The 21,482-nt window shown below is 53.9% G+C and carries 13 protein-coding genes and 4 pseudogenes; 4 read left to right on the plus strand and 13 right to left on the minus strand.

Annotated features, from left to right (window positions below; all coding sequences use genetic code 11):
* Window positions 1-328: 328 nt before the first annotated feature.
* Both R8G34_10995 and R8G34_11000 read right to left on the minus strand, forming a co-directional pair.
* Window positions 329-1,879: a right-handed parallel beta-helix repeat-containing protein gene (locus R8G34_10995; protein MDW3223398.1), complete on the minus strand. Its 1,551-nt coding sequence runs from the start codon at window positions 1,877-1,879 to the stop codon at window positions 329-331.
* A gap of 209 nt (window positions 1,880-2,088) precedes the next feature.
* A complete protein-coding gene (locus R8G34_11000; protein MDW3223399.1) occupies window positions 2,089-4,059 on the minus strand; it encodes an acyltransferase family protein in 1,971 nt (656 codons plus the stop codon).
* 193 nt (window positions 4,060-4,252) lie between these two features.
* Between R8G34_11000 and R8G34_11005 the strand changes: the two are divergent.
* Together R8G34_11005 and R8G34_11010 are read left to right on the plus strand one after the other, a co-directional pair.
* A pseudogene (locus R8G34_11005) lies at window positions 4,253-4,641 on the plus strand (hypothetical protein).
* Window positions 4,642-4,725: 84 nt separating this feature from the next.
* Window positions 4,726-6,108, plus strand: a pseudogene (locus R8G34_11010) (IS3 family transposase).
* A 373-nt stretch (window positions 6,109-6,481) separates the two neighbouring features.
* On the opposite strand, the gene R8G34_11015 reads toward R8G34_11010, so the two are convergent.
* The 5 genes and pseudogenes from R8G34_11015 to R8G34_11035 form a co-directional block, all read right to left on the minus strand.
* Window positions 6,482-8,302: a TniQ family protein gene (locus R8G34_11015; protein MDW3223400.1), complete on the minus strand. Its 1,821-nt coding sequence runs from the start codon at window positions 8,300-8,302 to the stop codon at window positions 6,482-6,484.
* Window positions 8,299-9,297 carry a TniB family NTP-binding protein gene (locus R8G34_11020; GenBank protein MDW3223401.1) on the minus strand — a complete coding sequence of 333 codons (999 nt, stop codon included), beginning with the start codon at window positions 9,295-9,297 and terminating at the stop codon, window positions 8,299-8,301. The genes R8G34_11015 and R8G34_11020 overlap by 4 nt, the downstream gene beginning before the upstream one ends.
* Window positions 9,290-10,558 carry a Mu transposase C-terminal domain-containing protein gene (locus tag R8G34_11025; protein ID MDW3223402.1) on the minus strand — a complete coding sequence of 423 codons (1,269 nt, stop codon included), beginning with the start codon at window positions 10,556-10,558 and terminating at the stop codon, window positions 9,290-9,292. The genes R8G34_11020 and R8G34_11025 overlap by 8 nt, the downstream gene beginning before the upstream one ends.
* 818 nt (window positions 10,559-11,376) lie before the next feature.
* Window positions 11,377-12,159 (minus strand): TnsA endonuclease N-terminal domain-containing protein, encoded by a 783-nt coding sequence (locus R8G34_11030; GenBank protein MDW3223403.1) that lies wholly within the window; start codon window positions 12,157-12,159, stop codon window positions 11,377-11,379.
* Window positions 12,160-13,271: 1,112 nt separating this feature from the next.
* Window positions 13,272-13,558 (minus strand): annotated as a pseudogene (locus R8G34_11035) (hypothetical protein).
* Between the two features lie 396 nt (window positions 13,559-13,954).
* Between R8G34_11035 and R8G34_11040 the strand changes: the two are divergent.
* Together R8G34_11040 and R8G34_11045 are read left to right on the plus strand one after the other, a co-directional pair.
* Window positions 13,955-14,935: a GTP-binding protein gene (locus R8G34_11040; GenBank protein ID MDW3223404.1), complete on the plus strand. Its 981-nt coding sequence runs from the start codon at window positions 13,955-13,957 to the stop codon at window positions 14,933-14,935.
* A gap of 81 nt (window positions 14,936-15,016) precedes the next feature.
* On the plus strand, window positions 15,017-15,499 hold the full coding sequence (locus R8G34_11045) for a DUF1097 domain-containing protein (protein ID MDW3223405.1): 483 nt from the start codon (window positions 15,017-15,019) through the stop codon (window positions 15,497-15,499).
* 45 nt (window positions 15,500-15,544) lie between these two features.
* Here R8G34_11045 and R8G34_11050 read toward each other — a convergent pair.
* The 6 genes and pseudogenes from R8G34_11050 to R8G34_11075 form a co-directional block, all read right to left on the minus strand.
* Window positions 15,545-16,024: pseudogene (locus tag R8G34_11050) on the minus strand (integrase).
* Between the two features lie 272 nt (window positions 16,025-16,296).
* The gene (locus R8G34_11055) at window positions 16,297-17,178 is read right to left on the minus strand and encodes a VOC family protein (GenBank protein ID MDW3223406.1); all 882 of its coding nucleotides are present in this window, start codon (window positions 17,176-17,178) and stop codon (window positions 16,297-16,299) included.
* A 4-nt stretch (window positions 17,179-17,182) separates the two neighbouring features.
* Complete coding sequence (locus tag R8G34_11060; protein MDW3223407.1) at window positions 17,183-17,935, minus strand: serine acetyltransferase; 753 nt, start codon at window positions 17,933-17,935, stop codon at window positions 17,183-17,185.
* Complete coding sequence (locus R8G34_11065) at window positions 17,916-19,076, minus strand: M20 aminoacylase family protein (GenBank protein ID MDW3223408.1); 1,161 nt, start codon at window positions 19,074-19,076, stop codon at window positions 17,916-17,918. The genes R8G34_11060 and R8G34_11065 overlap by 20 nt, the downstream gene beginning before the upstream one ends.
* Before the next feature lie 48 nt (window positions 19,077-19,124).
* Entirely contained in the window at window positions 19,125-20,633 is a 1,509-nt protein-coding gene (locus R8G34_11070) for an aldehyde dehydrogenase family protein (protein ID MDW3223409.1), read from the minus strand.
* Window positions 20,626-21,480: an NAD(P)-dependent oxidoreductase gene (locus R8G34_11075; GenBank protein ID MDW3223410.1), complete on the minus strand. Its 855-nt coding sequence runs from the start codon at window positions 21,478-21,480 to the stop codon at window positions 20,626-20,628. Before R8G34_11075 ends, R8G34_11070 begins: the two co-directional genes overlap by 8 nt.
* Window positions 21,481-21,482 lie beyond the last annotated feature (2 nt).

Here is a 21,482-nt window from a genome sequence, read left to right on the forward strand (position 1 = left end):
GGCCAGACGCCTTGGGGCCAATGCCCGGCATGCGTTTCCCACTGCAAATCTGACGAGGGGAACAACAAAACGCCAATAGCAACACGCGCAACTTATGCAAAATGCGTCTGTGCGGCAGATGTGACCTCTCGTTAGTCCAATGATCTCCAGCTTTTCTTAGGAAAAGTGGTTCATTTTGTTCGCTACCATTCACAACTCCGGTAGGCGACTGCATGGCATGGGTGACAGATTGCAACGATGATATAGGAAGCAAACGTTGCTTAAACGCCTCCGTCTGTCCGGGTGACACAGGTCCAGGACGGTTCTGTCAAGATTGACGTTTCATCGTCTAAAACGCACCAATAGACTTGGTGGCCTGACGGTTGACTCCTGTCAGAGACAGGTCAAAAGGCGCGCTGACAAATTTCGCATCCAATACTCCCATGGCAGGCGAATTCGGCAAGAGCGACAGATCTGGTGGTCTTGTGTCAGGGTCAGCAAAGAGCGGATCCTGATCAACAAGGTTCTCGGAAACCAGAAACCCGTCCCGCCCGCCAAATTCGTCCAGAAACTGGGTTTTGCCATCGCTGCGCCAGAGAATGTTGCCGATAAATTCAAACCCGTTGACAATACCTGCGGCCAACCACTCCCGGTCGGCCCAACTGGACAAACGTGCCTCGCGGCCAGAACCGCGCCGCGCTGCGTTAAACACCGTGTTGAAACGGATCCGCACATCCTCGATCACACCATAGGGCCCGTCACCGGGGTGCCCTTGACAAAAAAGCCCTACAATTTCGAGATCCCACATCACATTGTTGTAGATGTTTATATTGCGTAGCCGTTGGGTAAAATCCTCTACCGGGTCGGCCTTGTTGAAATCCGCCTCGCGGGCAAGCACAATTCCGGCGCCACAATTCCAGATCTGGTTGTTATACACGTCGATATCATCCACAAAACGCCGCCCGGCATCCAGATAGATGCCATAACGCTCCATGTTCCAGATGCGATTGCCATAAATCTCACCGCCCCGCACACCCGCCTTGTAATCAACACCGTATTGACGCGAGTCGTGAATATCATTGAACCGGGTGATGACATCACCGGCTGCTGCCGCCACGCTGATGGCCTCGTTCACGCCGCCCGGTACGCGCTTATGATTGTTGTAATCCGTGACTGCATTGGTGGCCGATATGTCATTTCTTTCAATGAGAACATCAATGGTACGCAGCGTTTCCGTCTGTTCTGGCGTTATGCGATGGTCAGGGCGAAATCCGCAGACAAATATTCCTGAACTGCCGGTACGGCGCACCACATTGCCTGCGAAAACATGATGCCCATGTACCTCGTTCTGGGTGCCAACCACATAGATACCGGAGCGCCAGGCATCTTCAATTGTCAGGTTGCGAATATGAATATTGTCCTTGCTGTCTATTCTAATGATATCGCGGGTTCTATGTTGTGGCTTCAGGCCGGGGCCGCCATTTACGACATGCTCTTGCAGGTCCCCTCTGATGATCGCCTGATGTTCTTCTCCGGGCAGAGTGGTATATGTAATCGGTGCCTCTTGCGTGCCTGATCTGGCAATCTCAAAGGGCGCATAGATCCCGGGGCGCAAATAGATCGTGTCACCCGGACGCGCGACCAGCGTGGCCTGCCGCGGCTGGCGCAACGGCGCATCCGAAGCACCAGTCCCGTAAACGTCATCTCCGGCGGGCGATACATATATTGCGCCAGCCTCTCGGGGCGGTTGTTGCGCCTGTGCGCTGGCGGACCCGAAAGGCAGCGTTTTGAAAACCGGGATAGCTGCAAGGAGAGAAGCGAGTGGGCGCAGAAATCTACGCCGCGTGAGACCGGGTGCGGGAGCGCGATGTCCAGATGATCCTCGCGTTTCTCGTTCCACTTTAAGTTCCCTTCTATCGTCCTGCAATTCTTGCTCGTACCAAAGTCGCAGGATTGTGAGCGCTCCGCAACGATCCCAGCGACATCTTTGGCCTCATCGGATGCTGTCTGGCAGGTTGCCGCCAGCAATACTGACGCCCTTTAAAGCCGATCATAGCATCAGAGTTCAAACACCGTGTGCTGGCAATAAGGTGACCGGACCCAGAGGCCTTATTGGACCGCTCCGCGCAGTGTTTCCTTCCACCCGGCAGCTTCGGCTTTACGCCCAAAATACTGCGCGCCTTCCAAGGTCCAATGGCTTCTATCGTACATTGTCTTTTCATTCTGTTCGGTGCTCAAGGTACAGGAATTGCTGTCCTTGGGACAGACCAGAGCACGTCGGGACAAATAGATTACAGCATTGCGCTCTGCGATCTGCTCCACGGTGGTATCGACCTGAGAAATCGCGCTTACCAACGACCCAAAGGCCAAGCTATTCACTTTTTCCATGTCGATTTTCTGTCCCTGCCGCCGTAAATGCCAATCATACATGGGCAAAGCCCCGGGAGAGGCGAATTCAGGCGTACTTCCGACGACGACCACGGTTTTGCCCTTTGCCTGAATCTCGCTGATCATGCTTTGCAACAGGTTCTCCACATTTTGCGCCTGGTATCGCGTAGAGATCATGATGACATCCGCATTCGTGAAATTGGGCGCGGCGAAAAGCTGTTGGCGCTGATCTGCGGGAAATTTCGTGGCCATACCGAAACGCGCCACTTCCAGTTCATCGCTGTTTTCATACGTCTGATAAAGCGCGTTGAACATGTCTTTGGAATGGGAATTGCCAATGATCAGTACCTTTGTCGCATCGGGTTTTTCAAACCAAAGCTGTGTTCGCTCGTGCTCGGAGGGACCATCTGCATTCCAAGTGCCGATGCTCTCTTCCTCGCCCGCCAATCCGTCAAGAATACCCCAGGACTGATCTCTCAGGATTTCGTTGTCGTAGAATTCTCCGCCGTAAAGTGCGGCCAGATCGCCCGTGCGTCCCTTACCGAACAGATCAGTGGTTGTATCAACCACCACGAAACTGAGGATCACGGCCATGCTTCCACCCAACGCGATGCCGAAGGCGCGTCCGCTTGCGGCAAAACGAAACCTCTGTTCGACAAGATAGTAGCCTGCAACCGAGAAGGCCAAAGTTAATGCAACCCAAGCCAGCATATCCAGCGCATCGGGCTTTTCGACACTGCTTAAACGTCCAAAGGCAAAGATTGGGAAATGCCAAAGATAAATTGAGTAAGACAAGCGTCCGATAAACACAAAGAGCCGTGTTGACAGCAGTTGCGTCACGCCTTCCTGCGGTCGCGCACACCAGATGATCGCGCACGTGGCCAGAACAACAGGCAACGTAATGACCCCGGGGTGGCGCCATTGCGCAAGATCAATCATAAACATGCAAAGACCAAGAACCAGAAGGCTTACTTTGGGCAAGAACCAAACCATCCACGGACCCGGTTGTGCGGCTTTTGGGAAAAACGTCAGACCGAAAGCCATGATCGAACCGGCCATCAGTTCCCATGCCCTACTGACGGGAGAAAAAAACGAAAGTTGCTTGTTGAACGACGTGGTGAGTTCCGACGCCGCGAGGCTGCCCAAACAAAGGGCAACGATAATGACAAGCGCAAGGCCGGGATTTCGCGTCGGTTTGATCAGAAGCAGGAGGAGTGGGAAGATCAGGTAGAATTGTTCCTCGATCGCAAGGCTCCATGTGTGCAGGAACGGTTGCAAAAGACCCGACTGAGCACCGTATTCACCGAGAGCAAAGAACCAAAAGATGTTGCTCACGAACCCGATGGCGGCAAGTGCCGACATACTGAAGCGGCTCATCTCGGAAGGAGAAAGCAGCATGAGAGCGGCGATCATGGAAGTCAGGATCATCAGGATCAACGCTGGAAATATGCGCCTTGCACGACGTATATAGAAATTCTTGATGCTGAAGGTGCCGGTTTTCTGCAACTCGCTGAGAATGATCTGAGTGATGAGAAACCCCGAGATCACGAAAAAAACGTCAACCCCCAAGAAACCACCGGGCAGAAGGTAGCCATCAAGAAAGGGAATTTTGAGGTGATAAATCAGAACAGGTACGATCGCGAGTGTTCGAATCCCATCAATTTCTGGTCTGTAACTCAGAGATTTTGACATAAACAGCTTACCCATCAAAAATTATGCGTCTCTATCAAAAAGGCGCATTAATGGATTCTATTGCAACACACAATTTCATATATTCACTCTTCGGATTAAAACCCCCTGCCTTCCAGACGGGAGCGCTTAAGCACGAGGCATTTTCTGCAGCCTGCGATCATGCCTGTGAGCCCATTTGAACCAATCATGTGGTGTCGGTATTCCGCACAGCACGTTTTACCGATGGTATGATCTTTATGTCGATGGTGGCCTGGACGCGTTGGCGGATCATTCACCGCGTCCTAAGTCTGTCTGGAACCGCATCTCCGACGTTAGACGTGATGACCTGATTGAGTTTGCGCTGGACCATGAGGCGCTGACGGCGTCAGGTTGCGACCAAGCCGTTGTGCGCCACAAACCGCGTCTTCTGAGCGATAACGGCTCATGCTACATCTCCAGCGATTTGGCGGAATGGCCGGAAGGGCCGGAAGGGCAAAATATGACACACGTGTGTGGCGCACCGTTCCACCCGCAAACTCAAGCAAGATCGAGCGCTGGCACCAGACTATGAAGAACCGCGTTTTGCTGGAAAATTACTATCTGTCTGACGTCAGCGCTTATGGATCCAAATAGGGTTATTTGCTAAGGGAGTGTTTGTTGCTCATCGTAACCACCGAGGAGTGGACGATGAGAAAGACAGCGAAGAGCCCTGGCGAGAAGATCGTCAAAGATATTAAACGTGCAACGCGCAAGCACTATTCATCTGAAGAGAAGATCAGGATCGTGTTGGATGGTCTGCGTGGTGAAAACAGCATTGCTGAGCTGTGCCGCCGTGAAGGGATATCGCAGGGCATCTACTACAAATGGTCGAAAGACTTCATGGAGGCCGGAAAGAAGCGGCTAGCTGGGGACACAGCACGCGCTGCGAACACTGATGAGGTCAAGGAACTGCGCCGCGAAGCCAAGGAGCTCAAAGAGGTGGTGGCAGAACAAACGCTCGAACTGCGTCTTCTCAAAAAAAGCATGCTCGGGCCCTCTCAGTGAATGCAAGACATTCACCTGCCGGGTAATAGATGGGGGCGACCACGAATGAGGTACCCCGCATCTGAGAAGCTTGAGATCATCCGGCTGGTCGAGGGGTCGCATCTGTCGGCCCGTCTGACATTAGCCAAGCTCGGCATTCCGCGCACCACGTTCTATCGCTGGTACGGCCGGTATCTTCAACGCGGTGAGGCTGGTCTGCAGGACCAATCGCCCAAGCCAAAGCATGTCTGGAACCGCGTGCCTGACGACGTGAAGCGCAAGGTTGTCGACTTCGCCTTGAAAGAGACAGAGCTGTCACCGCGCGAACTGGCAGTGACGTTCACGGATCAAGAGCGCTACTTTGTGTCAGAATCCACTGTCTATCGCGTGCTCAAAGCGCATGATCTGATCACCAGCCCAGCCTTCATCGTCATGAAAGCCGCCAGCGAGTTCAAAGACAAAACCACGGCCATCAATCAGCTTTGGCAGACCGACTTCACCTACATCAAGGTCCTTGGTTGGGGCTGGTTCTATCTCAGTACGGTTCTGGACGACTACAGTCGCTACATCGTCTCCTGGAAACTCTGCACGAACATGCGGGCCGAAGACGTGACCGATACACTGGACCTCGCGTTGCAAGCGTCTGGCTGTGATCAGGTCCATGTCGTTCACAAGCCACGTCTGCTCAGCGATAACGGATCAAGCTACGTCTCCGGGGATCTGGCGGAATGGTTGAAAGACAAAGGCATGAAGCACTCGCGCGGAGCCCCCTATCATCCGCAAACCCAAGGCAAGATCGAGCGGTGGCATCAAACCCTGAAGAACCGCATCTTGCTGGAAAACTACTTCCTGCCAGGTGACCTCGAAGCGCAAATCGAAGCCTTCGTCGATCATTACAATCATCAGCGATATCACGAGAGCATCAACAACGTCACACCTGCTGACGTCTACTTCGGGCGTGACAAAGCCATTCTAAAACAACGCGAAAAGATCAAACGAAAGACACTCGAAGCGCGACGCTTGCATCACCGCCAGCACGCCGCATAATCAAACCAACCAGATGAGCCAAACTCTCTCTTAGCTTAGGCCGCCTTTGGTGCCAAAAACCCTGACGACGGACACCATAAGCGCTGACGTCAGACGGCTAGGAGTCGAAAGCTGGGTTTTGCTAAAGGACTGATAGTTCAGCAACTATAGTGATTTCATGCTTATGCCTGAAATCTGCACTCATATGCCTTACTGACACAATAAGTGTGGCGAGTCACCATTGTTGACCACTGCGCGTCCGTAACCCATTGAAATACTTAGCGCAGATTTCGGCGAGAGTCATTGCCCAGGTCATTTGACTCATCAACTCTGGCCACTCTTAAGACGAAAGAAAACCGGCGGAGCCGGTTGTCTGATCTTCCGTTGATGAAGATTAAAGTAAGCTGTCAGGCAGATCGCGCCGTCGATAGATCACACTCATGTTCCGCTCGACAGCCATTGCTTCTATACCCTGTTGCTTCAGTTCTTTTACAAGTTGATATGATCTGGTGGTCCACCGATAGCTCAAACGACCGACAGTCTCATACTCTGCGAGGAATCTGTTGATCTCATCGTATCGGAAAAGTTGGACCGACTTTCGTGTCCGGGGATGAAGAACCTTTTCGGTTGAAAGCAAACCTCTCGAGACAAGCCATGGGATGGTCAAGTAATTGATCCGCAGATGTTTGCGGAGTTGTTCACTGCTAAGTCCCGGAAGAGGTGGCCCTTCCAACTCGTCCAGCAATTCCTCTTTAGCAATACAAATTCCGCTGATCCCAGCGTGATCCGTCAGCCTACCAACCGTCTTGAGCCGCTTATCCAGTAGCAATTGTAACAAATTACTGATGCTTGTTTTACATGAACTCTGAACTGAACCAATAGCCAGCATACCAGGTGGGATATCCATCAGTGGTATTGCATTCTCACTTATGGATTTCACAAAACCATCAAGACTTGAAAGTGAGTAACGAGGCGCAGTTTCGGGAGCAAATGCGAACGGTTTGATGAGATCGTTAGAAACCAGGCGCGAGAAAGTCGATGGGCACACCCCCAATTTACGTGCGGCGGGCTTTATGGTGACAGTGTTCCCGTAATCGTGGAGCCAAGCATCCCAATCAGCAGATTTAACCCACAAGTTACTGGAGGGTCGCGGTAGGTGTTCGAGTGCCAATTTCTTCTGCGTGGCAGATAATATCTTCCGCATTCGAAGGAAAGTAACGTTCGCTTTCTTGGCGGCGCTTGAGATTGAATGTACTTTCCTTTGTTCTACTCGTTCTCCCAACACGACTTCGCCGACAGAACATGGGTAGTTGTTGACGACAAAATCGCGTACGGTTTCAATTAACGGAGTGCAAGTTGGCCGATGCTGGATTCGATCAAGGCACTGTGAAAAAGGGAAGAAGTCGGAGTAAAAGCCACCTTTCGAGTGTTCAGGTTGGAGGCCTCTTAGTCTCTCGCATAGGTGCTTCGGCCCGACAGACAGGATATCAAAGCCGCGAGAAGTCGCATTGAGTAATACTTTCTCATCAACAATCGTCTGATCACGCATCGTTAAACCCAATGTCACAAGTCCGAGCTTCTCGCTGGCCCCAACGACTGTAGCTAAATCAAGTTTATCGAGCCAGCTTGACGACGATACTCCGCACTTCAAACGATTGATTATGTATTGCTCAAATCTGCCCGGTGAGAGTTTGTCCCCAGATGCTGAGGCAGACGTAATCAGTGCTGCGTTATCTCTGACCCGTCCGGCAAAGTCATGCTTGCAACGCCCCCGCTGAGGAGCTGGCAGGCATAACAGTGTTCTTCTATGGACTGGACAAACTCTCATCCCCTCAATGTACCACCAGACAGGGGCACCTGACTGAAGGAAACCGTCACCATTTCGCCTGGCCCCAGCGATGCAGTCGGGGCAAAGATTGAGAGTATCAAAACGCATCAGCTTCGGGGCTATCCATTCGCCACCGACCCATTTCGAGGTTGCCGACCTTCCCAATCTGTACGTAGACCTTAGCAGCTTCTCGGAATCAACGCCCGCCACATCGCACAATGAGGCAACTGACGCCTGATCACCTATCCTAAAGCGGGCCCACGAAACTCCCATGTCGTGAACGAAATCCTGCACAGTGGTGCAACCGTTTTTCTCAGCAAGCCGCGAGGCCCACGAGGTTGCCGGTTCACATTCCGAAGGATCGACAAGAAGGGCAAGGCCGCTCATTGCCTGGCCTCCAGTACAGCCGTACTCGATCCCGCGCCGTCAAGAAGTTTCCGCGCATCGATGCCGCGCCAGTCGTCAGACACGATTGGATTGCCGACGTGTGAGCAACCTGATCGACGCGCAAAAGCTCTGGCAAATGCATCCTTGTCGAGTTCATCGGCTGCTCTCGCGAGGGCATCTTCAATCGCCGCTACGATGAGTTCGATGACCAGTCCCAGCTCTCGTGCAGCAGCATGGATTAGGCGTCTCGCGAATTCGCCACTGTTGAGGTGATCATGGTTCACACGAAGACCCGCAATTTCGGCGTAATGAGCAACGATTCCCCTAATTTCCTTGGCATGCGTCGTCATATGGATCGAAGGGAATTCTACCGGCGTCAGTCTCCGACTCAGCTGCGCGTCCATGTTGACGAGAGATTGCAGCTCCCTAGTCCCCGACAGAATCAGACCAGTTGGCCAATCGGATCGCTGCATGAGCGATTTTAGCGTATTGACGACGGCCTGCGAGTCCCGATTGGCTCTTTCGTTATACAAGTGCTGGACTTCATCCAAGTGTAGGAACAGGACCTTTCGCTCGCTCAGGAGCGTCTGGACCTTAGACCAAATAATAGCAGCAGTTCGGTCGCGGTTCAGGGGGTAGCCAAGACTCGTGAGGCAGTCGTACCCGACTGATTTCAGTGTTGCGGGTGCCGGTACTAGAAAACTAACCACATCGGCCCGTTCCACATCGGGCTGGGGCAAGTGCAGGTCCTGATGCTTGGCGAACAGTCGACGGATCGCTGTTGTCTTCCCTGAGCCTGAGGCCCCGATTACGACCAGGCCCCTCGCTTCGGAATGCAGACCTCGCTCGATCTCAGCGCGCCTTCGATAGAGTAGCAGGTCAAACTCTTCAGCAAGGTGCAGATACCGCTTGTGCTTGACGAAACGCGTACGCAGGTCGGCTGTGATGCGCCCGATTTCTCGGGCGCGTTTCAATTTTTGCTGGGCGTCAGTCATCTTCGACCTCCCAACCCGAAGCACCACTATCTCCATCATCGCCGTCTTCCGACTCAGATGCGGCATCGGTATCGTCAGGTGACCACATAGAGGTTAGCGGCGACCCAAAAGGGTGGTTCTGCCGGTCGTCGTCCGTCTTTGCCTCAGAGCGCCAGGTCTTGTTTTGAAACAAGGTATCCTCAAGCCTATCGAGCGCCTTGGCGTCGACGCCTTCTGCGCCGGGCAGGAGTTGGTTTAGGCGGTCCTGCACGCTGTCACGAATACTGCGCAAGGCCTCTGCACGCAGTTCCTGTCCAAGCTTTGCCTCGGCCTGATGCTCTCGAGCAATCCGTGCAAACTCCGCCTTCCAGGCTTCGAGGGTCACACCATCGAAATCGGCATCACGCGCTGACGCATCGTGCCAGCGGCGATCCTTAAGATATGCGACACCGCCGATATCATCTGGATCGATCCGCACTCGGAATTTTCGCTGGGACGAATGCGCAAAGTGCTTCTGCAGATCCTCGGACGTGTAGAAATTGCTGAAAAGCCGCAATCCATGCTTATCCAGTGTTCGCTCGACTTCAATGCCTGTCGCAACACGACGCGTCAGTCGGTCCGGCGGGCTGGGCACAAACCTCTCTCTTGCAAGCTCCTTCCACCGGCCTGCAGGGGTCTGTCCCTGAAGGCCAGAGTGCGGCGCATGATGGTAGAGGTCCACGATCCATCTAATGATAATGCGAAGAAGATCCTCATCATCCAGAACGGCCCTCTTGTCCGCTTCATAGTCGCCGCGATCCGTAACATTGGAGAATGTCCTGCCGGGCAGAAGGGACGCCAATTTGGTCGCGAATGTCCCGAACGTACGCTCGACAGTTGCCCGGAGTTCCGGCACCCCGACAGGACCGAAGTGCAGATGACCGCCAAGGTCGGTAACAGCGGTCTGGAACTCGGTCGACATGAACGCCGGGCCGGTGTCGCAGGAAACTGTACAAAGACCCCCGTAGTGATCCCACATTGCCTGCGCGCCGATTGCACGCGCAAACTTAGTTTTGTCCGAGACTGCCATCGCCAGTGTTCGAACCGCGTCATAGGCGGACGGATTTTTGGCAATCCGAATGCCAACAATCATCCTGGTTGACACATCGACCGCGACACAAACCCATCGGCGGGTTTTCGGTAAGGCCGCGACGGCATGAGTTGGCAAATTGTCGATTGCTCCGAGGCGGGTCAGGAATGTTCGAACGTCGACTTTCCACTCATCCATTTCAATCCTCTGCATCGGGTAGAGCTTGGCCAAGCCTCCAGAAGATGACGATGCTAACGCGCGAGCTCGTTCCGCACCAAATCTTCCAGCATTAACAAAGAATGGATCTAAGCCGTTGATGTGCCGCAAGACTGTTGAATAGCTGAAGGACTTAATCTCAGGTCGACCTTCCAGTCGACGTTTAGCATTTTCGTCTCTCACGTCGTCTTCATGCCGTTCAAACACTTCCCTTTTGCTTGGGCGCTCCGGCGCCGCGTACTTGAGAACAGATCCTCGCAAGAATTCCTGAGAGTCGTAGTCATAGTGCAAAGGCCTCCGCGCAAAGCCTTTCTTTGGCATGAATGGCTGCATGGATCGCCCAAATCTACGGTACTTTCGATGGAGTCGCAAAAGCGTTGAATTAGATGACAAAACATGGACTTCGGCCTTCGAACGCCCACGAGGTTTTGCCTTGAGGTTTTTTCTCTCAATGTCACGCTTGTTGATCAGTGCTTCTAACGTCTGACGATTTGCTGCGAAGCTCTCATGGCTGTAGGCAAGCTTTCCAGCGTCATGTAGCTCATCGATAACCCCGAAGACCATTCTGAGCCAAGCAAGCTCCTCCTGATCCTCAATCGAGAGCGCTGATGTCATCGCCTCCGGTACTTTGGCTGCCTCGATCGGGGAAGCACTCTCGGCAAACCAGTTCTTTTCGTATCGCCATCCGGAACTCTTCCGCATCTTTTCGATGTCGTCATAGGTGAAGACCGAGCAGACATCCGTGCCATCGAGGTGACGAAAACGGACATATTCATCATTTTGACCATCTGGCTGAAAGAAAACTCCATTTAGAGTCATTCTGTCGAAGCGCGACGTTTCAAAGCGGGGACCGGACATTGTGCCACCTCCCGGCTAACCATTGTTTTTGGTCCGATGAGCGCTTGCCTGTCCCAATGTAATAGGTTGTTGTACATCGCGCGTACAACCGCCGGGTATCCGCGCTCAGCCAAACCAGAAACCTTGACGAGATCGGAAACTGTCATGTTGCTTTTGAGAGCTGAAATTATCTCAGCAAGTTGATCGTCTGCGTCAGGATCGATCTCCCGTTGGCAGTTCATGAATTGCTCAGCATTTTCGATCTGGGTGTGGGTAAAGTTTCGCTCGGTAAAGAGAAAAACCTCATCAGCGTAGTCAGGCACCAGTCGCGATGCCGCATCGCTTATCTTTTCAATGACCTTTGGCTTTTTTGCTTGTTGCGAAGTCTTGACTTCAATTGCGATACGGCGGCCATCACGCTTGGTGACCAAGTAATCAAAGGTGTATCGGCGCGTCCTGCCAGCGGCATCAATATAGCGAAGCGTGAAAGGCTGCTCCACAATATCGACAGTTTCTACTCCCGCTAGTGCCATGAGGGCGAACGAGCGCTCGAGTGAGCTTTCGTATCCGATGCGCGTAAGGCGCTCAGCCCCACGGATACGGGCTACGAGTACGCCGCGAGCACTGATAGCTGACCGCGACCGGATCTTGCGGCTTCCGCGAAGTTTCTGCGGGAGCTGAATTGGAACTGATGCCGTGGAAAATTCGAAAACCGGGCCAGTCGGCCGAGTGGGTTGGGTATCTTTAGCAGAGATGGTCATGTTGTTCTCCTTGATCATGAATTGGACACGCCGATTGCTTCAAGGCTCGCAGCGCGCTTGACTTTTGGTGTGGTTCGGTGGATCAAGGAGATAAGAAACTGGGCTCCTTGCCCTCCTAAGGTCCTTAGAGTTGGCGCTCTAAGGCCTTTTCTTTTTCTGACTTACTGTAGACTAAGTCACGGTTGGCCCTCCTTCTCGTAACGTTCGGGAAAGAGACCAGCGGCTGTGGTATCAAGTAGTTGAGCTATATGCTCTTCAACCCGCGCGCTTCGTCTATACCCTTGGCTGACGGTAGTTACAGAAGCTGGCGATATGCCCAATTCGCGCGCGATATCCGACATAGTGTATCCGCGCAGCTTCAATGCCTCACGGATTTCTTGATGTCGAACCAACGGGTTCGTTGAGTGTAAGCCACGCCGCTCAGCAGAATTGTAGACTAATGGCATCGTCATTCCCGTCCAAACTGTGGAGAGAATCGCATAATCGTGACTCGCTGGCTAGAGGGAAAAGGGCAGTCAAGCCGAAAAATTCATTTAAACCAGATACTTGTGTCTAATCTAGGTCTGGGATTAGACAAGCCTTTTAGTACGTGGTGGATAGGACCCGTCTGCTACAGTGCCACAAATGAATGGAATAAATTGTTCCTTGCATTGGTTCGTTAGAAGTGTTGCGAAACTAACTCCAAATTGGAACCTGACATTCGTGACTTGTGCCGCGAATGCCGGGAAAGAGCCCACAGTGTGAATTTGGTTTTCCTGCTGCGTGCGCTCGCAGCGTGGACAATGCTGCGCCAGCGAAAAATTCGGTGCTGCCGCGCGGCGGGAAAACCAGCCGTTCGAGCAGTGCGCAGCAAAGATCAGTGGCCGAATTTACAGACTGCGGGACATTCCGGACTTGTGCAGACGCAGTAATTGCTGACGCAGAAAAACCTCGCATCTGCGGCATAATTGTTGCTGCGTTGCAACCCACGTCGCCGAAACGGTCATTGAACCCCGCCACGAGACGCCGAATCCAGACCACCCTTTCGCTGCAGTCAGTTTTCGACAATCGAGACGCGACACTTTGCCGTCGTTGAGTTCTCTTTGGCGAATGGCTGCTAGATCAATGTGGTTTCAACAAATCGCCGCAACACAGGCTTCAAATTTTTCTGCTGGCGTTTGGTATTGCAAGGTCTTTCGCTGTCGCTCGTTGAGCTGCCGAGCGACAGCGCTGATTTTGGTTTGACTAAAGCCCGATGTATCAGCGCCTTTCGGGAAGTACTGCCTAAGAAGCCGGTCGGTGTTTTTGTTGCTACCGCGTCGCCATGCACTACCCGGCAGGCGATTGCTTTGGCCATCTGCTGGGGGGGAGACTGAGGATCAAAAAAGAAGACGTTGATTTTTTGGGCCATGGTGAACTTCGCCAGCCTGAAGGGGTTCTCGTTGAGCAGTTTGGCGGTCCAGGTGTCTGCCTTCAGGGCTGAAACCAAAATGCGGAAGCCGATATCTGCAGATGAGTAAAAACTTAAAAGAATATTGGATTCTGCCCAGATAAGGCCGCGCATTTTTGTGCGTTTTTCGATCAACCGTGCCAAATTTTCAAGCAATGGCCGGATTTGCATGTTCTTTGTCCGCATACATTAACGCTTTGTCAACACTGACCAGCGTTCACGGTTTTCCTTGAATCAATCCATGCAACTCTACGGCGCAAGTTAGATCGACACCACAGCAAGTCGCAAATCAAATTATCTAACTGCGTTGTCCGCTGCATTTTTAGAAACATGCCATCGGCAACCAAAACAATACTGGAGTATCTGATGACTGCTATTCCCACGACAGTACTGACCGGATTTCTCGGTGCGGGAAAAACTACGCTTTTGAACCACATCCTTCACAATACCACGGGTGAGAAAATCGTGGTCGTTGTAAATGAATATGGTGAGGTGGGGATTGACGGACAGCTTGTGGTCGATACCGAGGATGAGGTGGTTGAGCTTAACAACGGTTGCATCTGTTGTACGGTTCGGTCCGATTTAATCAGCGCCTTGCGTAACCTTTTGGAAGCCGGTCACGATATTGACCGGATCGTGATTGAAACCTCTGGCCTTGCTGATCCGGCACCGGTTGTCCAAACTTTCGTACTCGACGAAGTGCTCTCAAAACGCATGGCACTCGATGCGATCGTGACTGTGGTCGATACCCGCCACATCGCAACTCAGCTCGAGCAAGAGATCGCGAAAGAACAGATCTGTTTCGCGGATCTTGTGATCCTCAACAAAGTCGACCTTGAATCCGAAGACACGTTGCGCGCGGTCGAAACTAAGATGCGGGGCCTCAACCCGCTGGTGCGAATTGTACGGGCACAAAACTGCAATGTGGCCCCATCAGAAATATTGGACATCGGCGCGTTCGACCTGAAACGGATCCTTACCATCGAACCCGATTTGCTCGACGATCACGAACATGATCATGAGCACGACGAAAGTATCACCTGCGTCGCCTTGCAGGATGATACGCCACTGGTCCCTGAATTGTTCAACAAGTGGTTGAACACGTTGGTCCAAGACACAGGTAAAGACCTTTTTCGCCTAAAAGGTGTCATGAATTTCGCGGATGAGCCCCGCCGCTTTGTCTGCCACGGTGTTCATATGACGCTGGACGGGCGACCTGGTGCTGTTTGGAAACCCGGCGAACATCGCAACAGTCAAATCGTCTTCATTGGCAGAAATCTGGATGAGACCGCTCTTCGGGCCGGTTTGCAGTCCGCCTACGCACTTGCAGAAGAACTCGCCGTTTGAGGCGCAATAATTACGGTCGAAAAGGCCGAAGCGTGCAACCAACAAGGAGAAATCGTTATGTTCCCACCTCTTGTCGCGGCTATGATCAGTCTTGGCGTACTGGGTGCCATTGACACCTACATTACAGCAACTCTCATCCTGGTTCCGGTGTGGGTCACGTTCATCGCATGGGCTTCGTTTTTTGCCTGCGGCGGCGGCACGGCCGGAATTATCAAATCGATTGCGTCCAACTTCACCGGTATCCTCATCGCGTCGACCACCCTTTTGATCATTAAGCTAGGACCTTCCGGACCTTTATTTGCAGCCATTTTAGTGGGCCTTGGAACTTCAGCAATGGTGTTCGCGTCCATTAAGAAATTGCTGGATTTCACACCAGCTATCGTTTTCGGCTTTGCTTCTTTGGTTGGCACAACGGCTGCCACGCAAACAACGATCACCGTCGGCGAAGTTGGAATGCACCCAACATTGGTCGCGATGCTCGCCATGGCCATCGGCGCTGGGTTTGGCTTCGCCTCCGAAGTTGTCACCAAAGCACTGTCAGCGGAACAGCCGGCCGAAGCTTGATCGCGTCGGTCCCATAAAAACTGGAGAAAACAAATGAAACTACAGCATCGAGTGTGTACCGTATCCGCTGGGTTCCAAGCCAATCGCTGTCACCCAGTCTCGCACAAGTCGACCATATTGACGTGTCGAGATATGCGGGCGGTCATGGAAGCGGCTAGGGAACATGAAGCGGCACCCGATCATCTCAGGTGATCTTACCCACGCAATGACTGTATCTCTCGTATTTTCAGTCAGTTCGAACTGTACGGGTTTCTTGGTCTTACTCTGGATTATTGAAACGCGTTCACGAACGCGATCCTCTTTGACCAAATCCGTGACGGCGAGAGTGACCAGATCGCAACCACGTAGTTTGCTATCAATTGCGACGTTGAACAGCGCAAGATCGCGAAGATAACCTGCAAGTTCGAGCCGGGCACGTATGGCCCACACTTGTTTGGGAAGCAGCGGTCGTTTCTGACCTACTATCCGCCCTTTGTTCCATGCTTTATGTTTTGAGGTGACTGCGGGAAGTTGGACTCTTGGCATTACTTGCCCTCCAATCCTCCCTCCAAACCCAGACATCAGCACCGCGCTGACAGCAAGAACATAGCATCAGGTTGAACGGCTGGTGTCCGAAGTCGCTGGCAAGCGGTGTTTCTGCAAGTGCATTGGGCCGCTCCGAGCCCACACCGGACCGGTATTTTTCTCACTTTGAGCGCTCGCAGCACGATAACTTCTGCACCTTCGCTATTTCCAGTGTTGCGGTGCAGCGCAAGAGCTGGTCATTCAGGCAGATCGCATCGCAGAATCAAAACTCTTCAAGCGGGAACAAAATTCAAAAATGTGTTGCCGGATAGATGAGCATTCAAGAGGCGAAATTCCGTCCCATTCTTAATGTATTCAACACCGGAGGCTCGCAAACATGCCTCCAGATTTGCACTATTGGAATATTTAAGGTCCAGTGCCACGAAAGCAGGCTCCCCGTCATCCGTGACAGGTGCTGGAAGGGGTCCGTAGAGCGATTCGATCGCAGAACGCACCAGCAATTTGAGTCTGCCGTTTGCAGTCTCAAATGCAACGCCACCGTCGACCGAACGTGGGTCACCGTACAGGCCAGAGAATTGGTCGATCAGGGGTGCCATATCATCCAGTTCGGCCAACACGGTCGCCCCTGCATAGCCATGAACAGAATTCGGGTGCCCCATCCAAGAGGGCACATAAATCAACTCAGGACGGTGCTGCTGGCACAAGAAGAGCGACAGGCGCGGGTAAGTTCGGTTTGGCAACAAGGCGAGCGAGGTCTTGGTGCGGCCCCCGCTGCCGTCCGGCAAGGTCACGTCACGGCCGAATTCGAGGTGGCCCGCTAGGTGGAACCCCGCTTTTTCGGCAAAAGCGGCATCTTCGATTGAATTGGTACTGTGCAGCGCTGACAGGGCAACGCCTTCACGCTGCTTGAGGTTTTCATAAACATGCCGCCCGAAGTGAAAATCACCTGCGGGGACTTCATCAATCAATGTTGCGTCATAAATGCCCATGATTTCCAACAAGCAGCCTTGGAACATCGCGAGGCTGGTGCTGGTGCCCCATGGGTGTTTGCCGATCGGGGTCATGTTGAACCCCATTGAGATCAGCCTGTCGCGCAACGCATTGATGTCGTGCAAGGCGATCAAGGGGTGGTCTATGCCAAAGGAGGCGTTCATAAAGCTACTCCTGCGGCTCTCGAAAAGATACTTTGGCGGTCCCAACCTGTCTGGCTTTGGCACCAACGACGACGGTTCCCGGTGCTACATCGGTGACGACCACCGCGCCTGCGGCCACATTTGCGCCGGCCCCGACGGTCACATTGCCAAGGATCGTCGCACCCGCCCCAATGACGGCGCCGTCCCCGATGATCGGATGGCGCTGCGGTCCGCTGTCGCACAGGGTGCTGCCCAAGGTCACGTTATGCCAGATCGACACGTCTTGTCCGATCACACAGGTTTCGCCCGCCACAAAGCCCAAGCCATGATCCAGCCAGAAGCCTGCGCCAATACGCGCGGCGGGGTGGATATCTGTTGAAAAAGCACGCCCAAGACGCGACTTGATCGCCAGAGCGCGGGTGTGATCCCCCTCCTGCCACAGATGATGCGCGATGCGGTGGGCCATGACGGCGTGAACCCCGCGTGCAAACAAGAGCGTGGCAACTGCGCCTCCTGGCTCAAAATTGCGCCGTGCCGTTTCCGCAACGTCACGAATGCTGAGGTCCACCAAGGCGGGGCTCGCCTCGTAGACGCGCTGCACCATTTCTGCGGATACGCCACCAAACGCGGCCAAAACTGCGCCTGCGAGGTCGGGGAAATCGACAAATCGCCGCGGCTCGATCCCTAAAATGGCTGCGACCTCAGGATTGTCGTGCAACAGCGCTTCGGTGTCCGCGATCAAAGTCATAGCACTGTCTTCATCGTTTTGCGCCTTCAACCAGTGTTGCAAGAAACTGCGCTCCGACAGGAAGGATCGCATCGTTGAAATCATAGCGCGGTGAATGTAGCGCGCCAAATTCCGAAACGGGACCATTGCCGAGCCAAACATATGCACCTTGTACCTGCTCAAGCATGAAGGCGAAGTCTTCAGACGCCATCGAAGGGTTTTGCGCGTCGTGAACGGAGTCCTGCCCTACGATTCGCGTTGCTGTCGCTATTGCTTTTTGCTGACTGGCTGGGTTGTTGATTGTCGGCGGATAAACCGCGCTGTAATCAAGGCTGACGTCGACCGAGTGTTGATCGCCAAGCCCTTTGCAAACCTCGGCCATGCGCGCTTGCAACTGCTGTTTTACTGCCCCGTCAAAATAGCGCGTACAACCCGCAAGACGCACCGCAGCTGGTATGATGTTGTAAGCATCGCCTGCATGAATTTGTGTTACACTGAGCACCGCAGGCGATTGTGGGTCAAGACTGCGCGATACAATGGATTGTAAGGCACCTATCAATTGCCCCGCAGCAACGATGCTATCAGTGCACTCATGCGGCATTGCTGCATGCCCACCGCGTCCGCTGACCGCAATATCGAAGGTATCAAATCCGGCCATCTGCGCCCCTGGACGCACCGAAAAGTTACCCGCCGCCAGACCAGACCAGTTGTGCAGGGCATAGACCTCATCAACGGGATGGTCATTAAACAACCCGTCTTCGATCATGCGGCGCGCACCAGCCTCACATTCCTCGGCGGGTTGAAAAATAAACGTCACCGTGCCGGAAAAACGTTTGGTTTGTGCCAGATATTGCGCCGCTGCGAGCAACATTGTTGTGTGCCCGCCATGACCACACGCATGCATGACACCGTCATGGACAGATTTGTAGGGTGCTTGGCTTTCTTCAACAATCGGCAGTGCATCCATATCTGCGCGCAGGCCAATGTTGGGGCCATCGCCGCATTTCAGCACGCCGACGATCCCCGTGCCGCCATACTCGCGATGCACCTCTATCCCCATCTGGGTCAGTTGTTGGGCAACAAACTCGGATGTGCGATGCTCTTGATACGCCAGTTCCGGATGTTTGTGGAGATCGCGCCGCCACCGTGTCCATGTCGGCTGTTGTGTCGTGAAAAAATCAGGAACCGGCATTTTACTGCTTTCTTTGTTTAGGCAGGCGCGCCCTCGCCTTTCCGTTTATTACGACACATATCCAAATGCGATCTTGGGCGTTTTGCCGCTATCCAACCAAACCGATTTGGGGCTGGTATATTCAATCAAGGCGTCACTGCCGCTGGAGCGACCAAAGCCGGAGTTCAGTGATCCGCCAAAGGGTGAGGACACATGGATCGCCTTATAGCTGTTGATCCAGAAGGTGCCCGCCCGCACGGCGGTTGACACCCGATGGGCACAGCCAACATCAGATGTCCAAACTGCGCCCGCCAAGCCGAATAATGTGTCATTGGCAATGGCGATGGCCTCGTCTTCATCCGCAAAAGGGATCGCTGTGACCACGGGGCCGAAGATTTCTGTCTGGGCGACGGTGGCGGTGTTCCCCAGACCGGACAAAACAGTTGGCGGCACAAAAAAACCGGTCTCGGGCGTGGTTGATCGCGTTCGGACACTGGCCCCTTCGTCGCGCGCGCCCTGGATCATGCCCGTCACATGGGCGAACTGGCGGCCATTGCTGATCGGGCCGACTTCGGTGGCCTCATCCAGCGGATCACCCAATGTGATACCGTCCATCCCCCCTGCGATCATATCCGTCAGCTCATTATACACCGACTGCTGCACCAAAAGGCGCGAGCCTGCGACACAGCTTTGCCCCGCACCCGAAAAGATCGCCGCCTGCGCGCCAAGGGCTGCGTGTTTCAGGTTGGCATCGTCAAAGACAATATTGGCCGATTTTCCGCCCAGTTCCAGCACCGCAGGTTTCAGCGCTTGCGCGGCTGCCACGGCAACGCGCCGCCCCGTCTCGGGGGAGCCTACGAAAATGACCTTGCGCACCTTGTCATGTTTAATTGCAGCCTGACCTGTTGTCGGGCCCAATCCACACAGCACATTCACCAGCCCTTTGGGCAGGCCCGCGTCTTCGGCGATGCGGACCAAGGCAACGGTTGTCAGCGGCGTCAACTCGCTGGGCTTGATGACCACGCCGTTGCCCGTGGCGACGGCCGGGGCGATTTGCCAACCCGCCGTAAAAATAGGTGCATTCCAAGGTGTGATCTGGAAAACCACGCCCAAAGGCTCACGCAGAGTATAGTTCAAATGGCCGCTTGGGACGGGGATAACCTCGCCGTGCAGCTTATCAGCCCAACCCGCATAATAGCGGAACATCTCCGCGACCTTGGCGACCTCGACCCGACAATCGCGGATCGGCTTGCCAGCGACCAGGGCTTCGAGCTTGGCCAACGGCTCCGCATTGTCGAGGACTGCGCGGGCAATGTCCTGCATGACGTCACCACGTTGTGCCGCAGAATATCCAGATGCCCAACCTTCCTGAGCGGCTGCCGCAGCAAGACAAGCCGCAGCCGCCAGTGCTGCACCGCAATCAGCATAACGTGCCAATTCGATTTGGGCATAAGGATCTTCAAGGATCACAGCATCACCTGCACCATCACAGAGCTTGCCGCCAACAAGGCTTTGCACAGTTGCACGAAGCCCCAGATCAGACATCAGTGACGTTAGAAGGTCTTTACGATCAGACATTTTCAGTGGCCTCGTATTTGAATATTTCATTGAAATCAGCGCTGTCCTCTAACAGCGCCCGGCTGTTTTCCCAGATCGCCACGATGGCTTTTGTGGCGGGCAGATTAAGGCCGCCCTGGGACGCCAATTTTGTGGCGAGCCCGACGTCTTTGCGCATCAAACCCATTGTAAACCCTGAATCGTACCCCTCGTTCAGAATCCATTTTGGGAAATTTACCTCGCTGACGCCGCTGCGTCCGGACCCTGCATTGATGCCCTGCAATAGGCTTTCGAGCGGGATGCCATTGCTGTCGGCCAGGCGCGCCATTTCGCTGACCAGCACAAGGTTCGCGGCACACAAAAGATTATTAGCGATCTTCGCGGCATGGCCCGCGCCTGCAGGGCCAACATGCACTGTCTTGGCCGTCAAATCATCCAGCACGGGGCGCAATGCGTCTATTGCCTCGGCTGGTCCGCCCAGAACCATGGTCATCGTGCCCGCACGCGCGCCGCCCGGTCCGCCGCTGACGGGCCCATCCAGAAACGTATAGCCTACGGCGGCTGCGGCATGCGCTTTGGTAGTGTCCGGCTCAGAGGTGGAGGTGTCCAGAATGATCGTGCCCGCGCGCACATGGGGCGCAAGGTCCGCCATAACGCTGGTCACGATCTCGGCTTTTGGTAGCGACAGGACAATCTGGTCACATACTTGCGCCAGCGCGGCCAGACTTTCACAAGCCCTGCCGCCAACCGCTTCGGCCTGTGCGCGTGCCTCTGGCATTGCATCAAAGCAATGAACTTCGTGGCCCTTCTCAACCAGCCGCGCAATCATCGCGCCGCCCATTGCACCGCATCCTATCACCCCAATCATGT

Source organism: Paracoccaceae bacterium (assembly GCA_033344815.1).
Taxonomy (GTDB): Bacteria; Pseudomonadota; Alphaproteobacteria; order Rhodobacterales; family Rhodobacteraceae; genus Roseobacter.

Coding starts and splice junctions, on each gene's coding strand:
- R8G34_11000 (MDW3223399.1), bottom strand. CDS start 4,059: ATGTCAAAATCTCTGAGTTACAGACCAGAAATTGATGGGATTCGAACA.
- R8G34_11015 (MDW3223400.1), bottom strand. CDS start 8,302: ATGAGCGGCCTTGCCCTTCTTGTCGATCCTTCGGAATGTGAACCGGCA.
- R8G34_11020 (MDW3223401.1), bottom strand. CDS start 9,297: ATGACTGACGCCCAGCAAAAATTGAAACGCGCCCGAGAAATCGGGCGC.
- R8G34_11025 (MDW3223402.1), bottom strand. CDS start 10,558: ATGCAGAGGATTGAAATGGATGAGTGGAAAGTCGACGTTCGAACATTC.
- R8G34_11030 (MDW3223403.1), bottom strand. CDS start 12,159: ATGACCATCTCTGCTAAAGATACCCAACCCACTCGGCCGACTGGCCCG.
- R8G34_11040 (MDW3223404.1), top strand. CDS start 13,955: ATGACTGCTATTCCCACGACAGTACTGACCGGATTTCTCGGTGCGGGA.
- R8G34_11045 (MDW3223405.1), top strand. CDS start 15,017: ATGATCAGTCTTGGCGTACTGGGTGCCATTGACACCTACATTACAGCA.
- R8G34_11055 (MDW3223406.1), bottom strand. CDS start 17,178: ATGAACGCCTCCTTTGGCATAGACCACCCCTTGATCGCCTTGCACGAC.
- R8G34_11065 (MDW3223408.1), bottom strand. CDS start 19,076: ATGCCGGTTCCTGATTTTTTCACGACACAACAGCCGACATGGACACGG.
- R8G34_11070 (MDW3223409.1), bottom strand. CDS start 20,633: ATGTCTGATCGTAAAGACCTTCTAACGTCACTGATGTCTGATCTGGGG.
- R8G34_11075 (MDW3223410.1), bottom strand. CDS start 21,480: ATGATTGGGGTGATAGGATGCGGTGCAATGGGCGGCGCGATGATTGCG.